We start from the raw sequence: 9,729 nt of genomic DNA, 5'->3' as shown, positions 1-9,729 counted from the left end.
TCCCTCTTCCTTCTTCCTGACATCCGTTACATCCGTTACATCCGTTACAGAATCCGTTGCCGAACTTCCCTCTTCCTTCCCCAATCGAGATTGCATATTTAATGCTAATTCTACGCCGCCTGCACCGCCGCCTACAATGGCTATCCGCAGCGGTTTGTGGGGATGGTTTAGCCTTTCGGAAATTAACTGATTCCAGCTAGCTAAAAACTCCGGTACGGGTTTAGCTGCAATTGCATATTCAGCAGCGCCCGGTACAGATAAAGTCGCAGGAGTGCTGCCGATATCCACAGAAAGCAAATCAAAATTAACCGGAGGGCGAGTTTGACAAATAACTAAATTTTTGTTAATGTCGATCGCGATCGCCCGATCTATTAATATTTGACACCCGGCAAATTCAGCGAGCGATCGCAAATCGATGTGACATTCATCATAACCGTAAAACCCGGCAACGTGTCCCGGCAGCATCCCCGAATAAGGCGCGTGCAGCACGTCGCTAATCAGAGTCAAACGCACGGAAGGCAGAGGTTGGATACCGAACATTTTTAATACGATAGCATGACTGTGACCGCCGCCAATTAACACTAAATGTTTCACTTACAGATGTTCGAGCGAAATGTTCCAGCACCGATATTGTACAGCACTCGCACTCCGGCAGGCCGCACAGTCCGGTAAGGAGAGCTTGCAGTGCGTAATTAATGATTTCCCAGCAGTTAGACAGAATGCTCTGACTTACCCTCTGTATCAGAGATTGTACTTGGCTCAGTTGCGATCGGAGCACATCAATCCACCCATTTCACTTAACCGATTCCACAATCAGCGCAAATGGCTGTAGACTGTAGAGCGATCAAATTTTATCACCAAATTAGGCTGGGGTGTGTTTCGATAGCTAACTCACCATTCAAAACTATGACATTACGCATCATTCCGCGCAGTTGGCAGCGATCGATTAAAACTCTTTTCCAGCTTCTGTTTGCCCTCTCATTCATTATAGTATTGCTGGCGAACAACTTGATTCCGGCGATCGCCCAGCAACCCCGCCAGGAAATTCGCGGGGTTTGGATGACTACAAACGACAAAGACATCCTCAGAGATCGCCGCAAACTAGGAGATGCTGTCAGCAAACTAAAACGGTTAAATTTCAACACAATCTATCCCGTTGTCTGGAATTCTGGCTATGCAATGTATCCCAGCTATGTAGCGCAGCAAAGAGACATTCAACCCTTTGTTTACAGAGGATTAGACGGACAAGATATGCTCGCCGATTTAATCGCTCAAGCTCACCGCCAAGGCCTGCTAGTAATTCCTTGGTTTGAGTTTGGTTTTATGGCTCCACCCACCTCAGAATTAGCCTTAAACAATCCCGATTGGCTGACACAAAAGCAGGACGGCAGCCAAACATCAAACGGCGCAGGTGGCGAAGTAGTTTGGCTCAATCCCTTTCATCCAGAAGTGCAGCAATTCATTACCCAACTCGTACTAGAAATCACCACTCAATACAACGCCGACGGCATTCAATTTGACGATCACATGAGTTTGCCGTCGGAATTTGGATACGATAACTACACAGTTGCTTTGTATACCAAAGAAACAAAACAACCTCCGCCAAAAGATTTTGAAAATCCAGCATGGGTGCAGTGGCGAGCCAATAAAATTACCGCTTTTATGTCCCAGCTAAATCAAGCCGTCAAAGCAGCCAAACCCAATGCAATTTTCTCGATTTCTCCCAATTACTACGATTTTGCTTATAAACACCACCTACAAGATTGGCTGGCTTGGGTGCGTTTGGATATTGCCGACGAGCTAATCGTGCAAGTGTACCGTCCCAATCTAGAATCATTTGTGGACAAAATTAACCGTCCAGAAATGCAAGAAGCACAGCAAAAAATCCCCACCGGAGTAGGGATTATGACAGGTTTGAGAAATAGCCCCGTACCGATTGAGCAAATTAAATCTCAGGTGCGAGCAGTCCAAGAATACGGCTTAGGCGTCGCTTTCTTCTACTACGAAAGCTTGTGGGAATATGCACCAGAACCCATCGCCGATCGACTTTCTCAATTTAGTGCTTTCTTCCCGTCTTCTGCATTCCGAACAGCGCAACAAATACCCAGACGCGCGGCGACTTTCCCTCCACCTGCGCCACCCAAACCAGACCCCAAAGCTAAGCCGGATAAACCTACCAAAAACAGCGCACCTTCGCCCTCGCCAACCACGTCAAAGAATTAAAGAGTCATCAGTCATTAGTCCTTAGTCATTAGTTAAAAACCATTAATTCGGAGGAGAGGGTTTTACCAACAATATTGACTGCAACTAAAAGGAACTAAAAACCAGCCCCGCCCAGCTAATAATTGCCTACAATACATTAGGAACACAACATTCTTGTGTCCAAATCAAAATATCTGTATTCCTGCTAATATTAACTCCGGTTGATTAATCATACTAGCCGGGGCGGGTTTACGAGATAATCAGTTGTAGGCAATTATGGTTTGTAAACCCCCCCCCTACACTTGATTAATCATACTAGCCGGGGCGGGTTTACGAGATAATGAGTTGTAGGCAATTATGGTTTGTAAAACCCGCCCCTACACTCCTGTGTGATTATTTAACCGGACTTGCTATAACAACTACCATCAACAAAAATGTCAAATAATCCAAAACTTTTACTGCCAAAAATGGGCTGCGGTACTTGGGCCTGGGGCAACCGACTGCTTTGGGGCTACGATGAAAGTATGGACGAGGAATTGCAAGCCGCGTTCAATCTTTGCGTCAGCAGCGGTGTCACTTTATTCGATACCGGCGACTCTTACGGAACAGGGAAATTAAATGGACGCAGCGAACAGCTTTTGGGCCAGTTTTCTCAACAATATCAAGGTGCAAACAAAGACAGAATTTGTATTGCGACAAAACTGGCTGCTTATCCTTGGAGACTGACGCGACAATCAATGATATCGGCTTGCAAAGCCTCTGCTTCGCGCCTTGGAAAAAATGTAGATTTGGTGCAAATGCACTGGTCTACAGCTAATTACGCTCCTTGGCAAGAGGGGGCTCTTTTGGATGGTCTGGCTGACCTTTACGAGCAAGGATTGGTCAAGGGAGTGGGCTTGTCTAATTACGGGCCGAAACGGCTGAAATGGGTGCATCGGAAATTTAGCGATCGCCAAATTCCTATTGTTACTTTACAAGTGCAATATTCGCTACTTTCCACCTATCCGGTGACAGAACTAGGGTTAAAAGATGTTTGCGATGAATTGGGGATAAAATTGATTGCTTACAGCCCTCTAGCCTTGGGGTTGCTGACTGGTAAATATTCCGAAAACGGCTCTCTTCCTAAAGGTATCCGAGGTTTGGCGTGCAAGCAGCTACTTCCGGGAATGCGATCGCTTTTGGAATGTTTGCGAGAAATAGCGGCATTCAGAAACAAGACTGTTTCGCAGGTAGCAATCAACTGGTGCATCTGCAAAGAAACTATTCCGATTCCTGGGGCGAAATCTGTGGCACAGGCGAGGGATAATATTGGTGCTTTGGGGTGGGAGTTGGACTCGGGCGAAATTGCAGAATTGGATAAGGCGGCGGCGAGTGTAGATAAAAAAATGGTGCAGAATATCTTTCAAACTAAGTAATAATAGGTTCGTAAGCTGTTGCGACATTTAAATTGTATGTCAAAAAAAAATCAAAGTCTTGTGGGGTGTCCCGCCCGCCCTGAATATACAATTTAAATGCGCGACAGCTTAGTTCATTACCTATTACCCATTACTTATTTCGGCAAATTTCCCTTACTTCTGCTTCAGGATGAGTGACAAGGTAATCTTTTAGCCACAAGCAACCCCGCCCGATTAAATTATCTAAATCAAGTTCTAAATTCCACAACTTGATAGTATTGTCAATCCCAGCAGAAGCCAGTGTTTTGCCATCGGGACTAAACATAACGCTGGTAACGCTGCCGAGGTGTCCTTCTAGGGTTGATATTTCTCGACGATTTTCTAGATTCCACACCCTCACAGTACCCTCCTCACTAGAGGAAGCTAAAATCTTGCCATCGGGATCGAAACTAATATTAGTTACCTCAGATAAATGTCCTTCTAGGGTAAACAAAAATTTGCCATTTTCTGCATTCCATAGTTTGACGGTACTGTCCGAACCACCCGACGCTAAAATTTTACCATTGGGACTAAAACTAACGGTATTTGCCCAACCGCTATGAGCGGGAAAAGCCTGCGTTAAAGTAGCTGTTTTTAAATTTAATAGCATTATATCACCGTCCGAACAAGCCACCGCCAAAGCTTTTCCATCTGGACTAAAACTTAAATCAGTTACAATACTGTGCGGTTCTTTAAAAGTTTGCAGCAACCTACCATCTGCTACATTCCAAAGTTTTACCGTACTATCAGAACTGCCAGAAACTAAGGTCTTCCCATCTGGACTAAAGCGAACTCTCCTTACCCAAGCACGATGACCGTTGAGAGTTTTTAGTAATCTACCATCTTGCACGTTCCACAACTTCACTGTTTTGTCATCACTGCCGGAAGCTAACATATTACCATCTGGGCTAAAACTAACACTTAGCACCCGACCTTGATGACCGTTAAGAGTTTGGAGTAAAGTACCATTTTTGCTATTCCATAGCTTTATTTTAAAGTCGTCGCTACCAGAAGCAAGAATCTTACCATCGGGACTAAAACTTACAGATTGAACATTAGTGCTATTTCCTTTAATCGTTTGCGGTTCCCTAACCTCTAAATTCCATAGCTTGATTGCACTATCAAAACTTCCAGAAACCAGAGTTTTGCCATCTGGACTAAAACCGATACTCCAAATTCTCCCGCGATGTCCTTTGAGAAGTTGTGGTTCGATTCTGTTGTCGTTTATATCCTCTAAATTCCACAACTTGACTTTACTATCGGAACTGATAGTGGCTAGAGTTTTGCCATCTGGACTAAAAATTGCACTCCAGACAGCCCTGCGATGGGTTGGGAGGTTTTCCAGTAAAGTTCCATCTGCTACATTCCACAGTTTCACTATGCCGTCTTCATCGGTAGAAGCTAAGGTTTTACCATCGGGACTAAAACTGACACTTCTGGTATGACTTTTATGACCTTCCAGAGTATTTATCAGGGTGCCATCGTGAATATTCCAAAGCCTCACTGTCGTATCAAAACTCGCAGAAGCGAGAGTTTGATTATCGGGACTAAAACTAATATGGTTAACGGTACTGGTATGTCCTTTCAGAGTTTTTAATAATGTAGCATCTACTGTTTTCCACAAATTGATAAAGCCAGCGGAGCTACAGGAAGCGAGAATTTGACCATCAGGACTAAAACTAACAGTTCTCACCCAGCTACGATGAGCCTTAATAGTTTTAATTAAAGTGCTGTGCGTTACATCCCACAACTTGACCGTACCATCTTCACTACCAGAAGCCAAAATCTTGCCATTAGGATGAAAACTCACACTCACAATTCTACCAGTATGTCCTGTCAGGGTTGATATTAATGTAGCTGGTCTAGCATTCCACAGTTTTACTGTCTTATCCTCGCTAGCAGAAGCAAAAATTTTGCCATCGGGACTGAAAGTTACACTTCTGATAGCGCCGCGATGACCGAGGGCGCGATCGCTTTCTCTAACATGATAAATTGCTTGTTGCAGTCCCCTCATTACCTGCAACTGTGTATCGTTGGTGGCTGATGGTTCTAATTTTTTCATCTGCTGCGCTGCTTGTAATGCTTTCAACAGTGCTTCAAAAGGATCGGAAACTAAAGCTGCTTTAGAGAATAAAGTTTGCAGGACTACTTGTCGTTCGGCTAGTTCCTGTTGAGCTTTTTTTACTTGTAATTGGATCGAGATTGCTGTGATTACAGAAATTCCCAAAACTACAGAACCCATCGCAATGATCCGCGTAGCCCTGCGCTTGGCTTGAGTAAATTCTACTTTTGCTTGTTGTTGAGCTGAAACTAAGGTATCATTCGCCTTAGCTAATATCTGACCTTCTTCTTCTTTAACAGCTAAAGCCTGTTGCACTTCTCGCTTATCAAAATCTTGGCTAGCGGCTAAAAAACGATAATCGAGCGGACTTAAACTTTGATTAGTTGACCACAAAAGTGCATCTTGCAAGGCTTTACCTCGCAACAGTCGCGATTCATCTTGATAGTTGGAAGCTACCCAAGCATTAAAAGCCTCGAAGTAAGGGCGCAGCTTTTTTAATTGTTTTTCTACCCACTTTTGATTAAAAATTTGCTCGTAAATCCGGTTGTAAACTTTTAATTTTCCCTGCTGTTGCACGACTAAACCTGACAGTCGCAATTCTGTTTGTTCGGGACTCCTATCAGCAAGAACCTCCCCCAGCCCCTCCTTGTTAAGGGGGGGAGCAAGAGCGGCTATTTCTGTTAAACCTGACAGTCGCAATTCTGTTTGTTCGGGACTGCCATCAGCAAGAACTTCCCCCAGCCCCTCTTTGTTAAGGGGGGGAGCCAGAGCGGCTATTTCTGTTAAACCTGACAGTCGCAATTCTGTTTGTTCGGGACTGCTATCAGCAAGAACCTCCCCCAGCCCCTCCTTGTTAAGGGGGGGAGCAAGAGCGGCTATTTCTGTCTGAGTAAGGGGTGCAGCAGCATTTAGCCCCCCCTTGCTCGGGGGGGGTTGGGGGGGGTTCGCGGATTCCAAAATTTGCTGATATAACCCTAACAACTGCCCGGCTTTTTGCTGATTTCTCAGGATGCGATCGCGAATTGTCTTTAAATGTTCAGGTTCATCTTGGGATTCCCAATTTTCAATAATCCGCGACTTCACCACCTGTTCCACCGATGGGTAATTTCCCAATGCTGATGCTTCAATTATCAGCTTGCACAGTTTTTGGGTGAGAAATGGTTGTCCGCCTGTCCAGTCTAGAATTTGTGCGATCGCTTCTTGGGGATTGCTCACCTTTCCCGTCAACCCATCGGTTAACGGTTGGACTTCGTGAAGTTGGAAGCCGTTGAGTGCGATCGCTCTACCAATATTAAATGGTGTTTGGGTTTTATCCGCAATCAAATCCGAAGGAGTCGCCACTCCCAACAAAGCAAATGTGAGACGCTGATATTTTGGCACATCCACTCGTCGGTTATAGAAAAACCGAATTAAAGCAAAAAAATCATCCAGGGAAAAACTCAGGCTCAAAACACTGTCAATTTCATCAACAAAAATCACAATATTTTCTTCAATTTCTACTAATAAAAATTCCTCAATAAACAAACTAAACCGCTGCACGGGTGACAATAATTCCCGCTGCTCTTTCCACCAAGCCCGCCAGTGAATTTTTTTGCCAAGCTGATAGCTGCTTACCAGAGATTGGACAAGTCCGGCGTACCACTTTTCTGCCGTTACATCTTCCTTGCCAATTCCGGTTAGGTCAATAAAAGCACAGAGAAACCCTTCCGCTTGCAGTCTTTGCATCGTCCGCACCCGCAAACTAGATTTGCCCATTTGCCGCGAATTCAGCACGTAACAAAACTCACCCGCTTTCAAACTTTCGTAAAAGTCCAAGTCTGCTTGCCGCATCACGTAACTCGACGCATCTGCTGGGAGACTACCGCCTATATGGTATTCATACTTAGCTATATTTTCTCTCATCATTGCCTCCCACCAAATCTAGGCTTGATTATACGATAACTGCCGTGATTGTCTAGAGGTTGGGCAGAAAACCTGACTTTTTCCTATTTTTGGGGTGCTCGATCGGGTCGCACCTGATTTTTTCCGATAAATTTTGAATTTAAAGCTATTTATCAGTTGGTCTAATACCTGATTTTATCACCATTGTCGCTCTGCTGTTTTGGCAAGAAACTGGTAACAGAAAGCGAATGTTGCAGCAATAAAAACGCGAACATTCAATACTCTGAACACTTTGAACAACCAGGAGTAACTGAAATGACAATCGAAGGCACTAACCTCAGTGATAACTTTAGACCGCCCGCACCGGATCCTAACTGGGAATTGGTTGGCAAAGCTGACCGTTATGTGTACGAGGAGGGTCGCACCGCCCGTATAAACCCCGATATTTCTCAGGTGTTAAGCCCCGAAAAAGTTGCCGAAGTACAGCGGATGGTGGCTCAATTCAACAACTTGACCGACGAACAGTACCGCTACGAAAAAACTTTTGACTACGCTAATGAGTCGGCTACTACGAGTACCACTTTGGCGACTACGAGTACCACTTTGGCGACTTGCAAAGATCAAGCCTCTGCAAAATGGCGCTGGTTTGGTTTGCAGATTACCGTTAATGAGTGTTTAGGCCGCAAGATTATTCAAGGCGTAAATCACCCGTCTGTTAACGCCTTTTTAACAGCTATTGCCGCTATCAAACCATTAGGTGGTATTATTGCCACGGCTATCAAAATTCATCTAGCAATTTACAAAAAATGGATGGATTGGGCTAGTGATAAGTGCGGTAATAAGGGCTTTGAAATCAACGCGACCTGGGTAGGTGTAATCACAATTTCCCGCGTTTGCAAAAAATTTGGTTAGACCCTATTGGTAGGGTGCGTTAACAACGCACCCTACTATTCCCTGTTTATGCGCCATCGTTGCGTTATAGTAGCAGTGGTGGGCGTTTCTGTCAAAGGGAAACCTGTAGGCGTTTGGGGTTTGGGCCGCATGAATGGCAGACCTACAAATAACTGGAATGCCGCCTGCGGCGACGATATGAATGCCCCTCTCGCTCCTGTCGTACCGCGTTGCCGTTAACCAGTGGGCAGATAGAAAATGCGTTGAAGCCGATCGAGTCAATACCAAAGAAAAAGGTTACAACTGTGGTGATGCCTATGCTTTGTTGAATGCATTTATTCTCTACGGTGCTTCGCGGGTGAATTGGGTGCAGGTTAACACCATCGATGATATAAGTAATTAAGTTCCTGTAGGGTGCGTTCTTGTAGTTTCTAGCGGTTAGAGATGGATGCCTAGCGGTATACAACTCTTGGATGGCAATCTGTATAACAAGTACGCCGTAGGTGGGGTTAGCTTATTAGTCGATGCAGATATTAGTCAGTTCATGTTGCGATATCTGCACTATCACTATAGCTTTGTGCGATCGCCCTTTCAGTCTACAATGAACTGAGGGCGATCGCGCGAGTCTTTTATTGACGCTGTGTGGTGGATACTTTCGTATCATTGCCAGCACCCAAATCAACGATCGGGAAAATTAAACTGTTATTTTGTCAAGTTATCTGAACTGTAAATAGTCAACTATAGCGCAAAATGTGCTCGCAAACTACATATTTTAGATACTCTTTCTTGTTATCATGTATCCTTTTTATAGGTCTTGCGCCTTTGAGTTGGCTCGCATCGTTGTTTGTACCTGGCGTTTGGAATAAAGGGGTGGGAATCTATTCCATATTTTTTGTTGTACTACTAAACTTGGCTGTTACTACTGCTTTGGTTTTTTCTTCTAGGGTGTCTCTTAATTATCGCGGAATAAAATGTACTAATTTTTGGGAAAAGCTTCATTTTCTATAATGGTAAACTATTCGGGGTGCCAGGTTTTATAGTGGATTTTTGACATCAGAATTAAAGTTTATCTTAGTATCGAGCCCCCAACTCTCACAAGATTTATGGTTGCCATTATTTCTCAATGATATGTCTAATTTTGAACAGTTGGTTTCAAAATATGCGGGTACAAAAAACCAAATTGGGGTGCATCTCACTTTTGCGAATGTGTCAAAAAAGAGTTAAAATGAAAAAGCTAGTAAAATCGTCAAATAAAGATGA

Annotated in this window: 7 protein-coding genes; 5 read left to right on the top strand and 2 right to left on the bottom strand. The window is 44.2% G+C overall.

The window, feature by feature from the left end; genetic code table 11:
• The coding region (locus tag QUB61_RS28305; protein ID WP_333190216.1) for an FAD-dependent oxidoreductase at positions 1 to 594 on the bottom strand (594 nt) is incomplete at its 3' end.
• Positions 595 to 822: 228 nt separating this feature from the next.
• On the opposite strand from QUB61_RS28305, the gene QUB61_RS28300 reads away from it, so the two are divergent.
• Both QUB61_RS28300 and QUB61_RS28295 read left to right on the top strand, forming a co-directional pair.
• Positions 823 to 2,223, top strand: a complete 1,401-nt coding sequence (locus tag QUB61_RS28300) for a glycoside hydrolase family 10 protein (RefSeq protein ID WP_333133881.1) — start codon at positions 823 to 825, stop codon at positions 2,221 to 2,223.
• Between the two features lie 413 nt (positions 2,224 to 2,636).
• Positions 2,637 to 3,617 carry an aldo/keto reductase gene (locus QUB61_RS28295; protein WP_333133882.1) on the top strand — a complete coding sequence of 327 codons (981 nt, stop codon included), beginning with the start codon at positions 2,637 to 2,639 and terminating at the stop codon, positions 3,615 to 3,617.
• 130 nt (positions 3,618 to 3,747) lie between these two features.
• Here QUB61_RS28295 and QUB61_RS28290 read toward each other — a convergent pair whose 3' ends face one another.
• A complete protein-coding gene (locus tag QUB61_RS28290; RefSeq protein ID WP_333133883.1) occupies positions 3,748 to 7,602 on the bottom strand; it encodes a WD40 domain-containing protein in 3,855 nt (1,284 codons plus the stop codon).
• Positions 7,603 to 7,893: 291 nt separating this feature from the next.
• Here QUB61_RS28290 and QUB61_RS28285 point away from each other — a divergent pair, with 291 nt between their 5' ends.
• The 3 genes from QUB61_RS28285 to QUB61_RS28275 all read left to right on the top strand — a co-directional run bounded on the left by QUB61_RS28285 (position 7,894) and on the right by QUB61_RS28275 (position 9,079).
• Positions 7,894 to 8,490 carry a hypothetical protein gene (locus tag QUB61_RS28285; RefSeq protein WP_333133884.1) on the top strand — a complete coding sequence of 199 codons (597 nt, stop codon included), beginning with the start codon at positions 7,894 to 7,896 and terminating at the stop codon, positions 8,488 to 8,490.
• A 181-nt stretch (positions 8,491 to 8,671) separates the two neighbouring features.
• Positions 8,672 to 8,872 carry a hypothetical protein gene (locus tag QUB61_RS28280; protein ID WP_333133885.1) on the top strand — a complete coding sequence of 67 codons (201 nt, stop codon included), beginning with the start codon at positions 8,672 to 8,674 and terminating at the stop codon, positions 8,870 to 8,872.
• 45 nt (positions 8,873 to 8,917) lie between these two features.
• Positions 8,918 to 9,079, top strand: a complete 162-nt coding sequence (locus QUB61_RS28275; RefSeq protein ID WP_333133886.1) for a hypothetical protein — start codon at positions 8,918 to 8,920, stop codon at positions 9,077 to 9,079.
• The last annotated feature ends 650 nt before the right edge of the window (positions 9,080 to 9,729 follow it).

This window comes from Microcoleus sp. C2D2 (genome assembly GCF_036702495.1).
Classification (GTDB): Bacteria; Cyanobacteriota; Cyanobacteriia; order Cyanobacteriales; family Microcoleaceae; genus Microcoleus.
The sequence above is the reverse complement of the archived record's forward strand: the minus strand, read 5'-3'. Positions and strand labels throughout refer to the sequence as shown.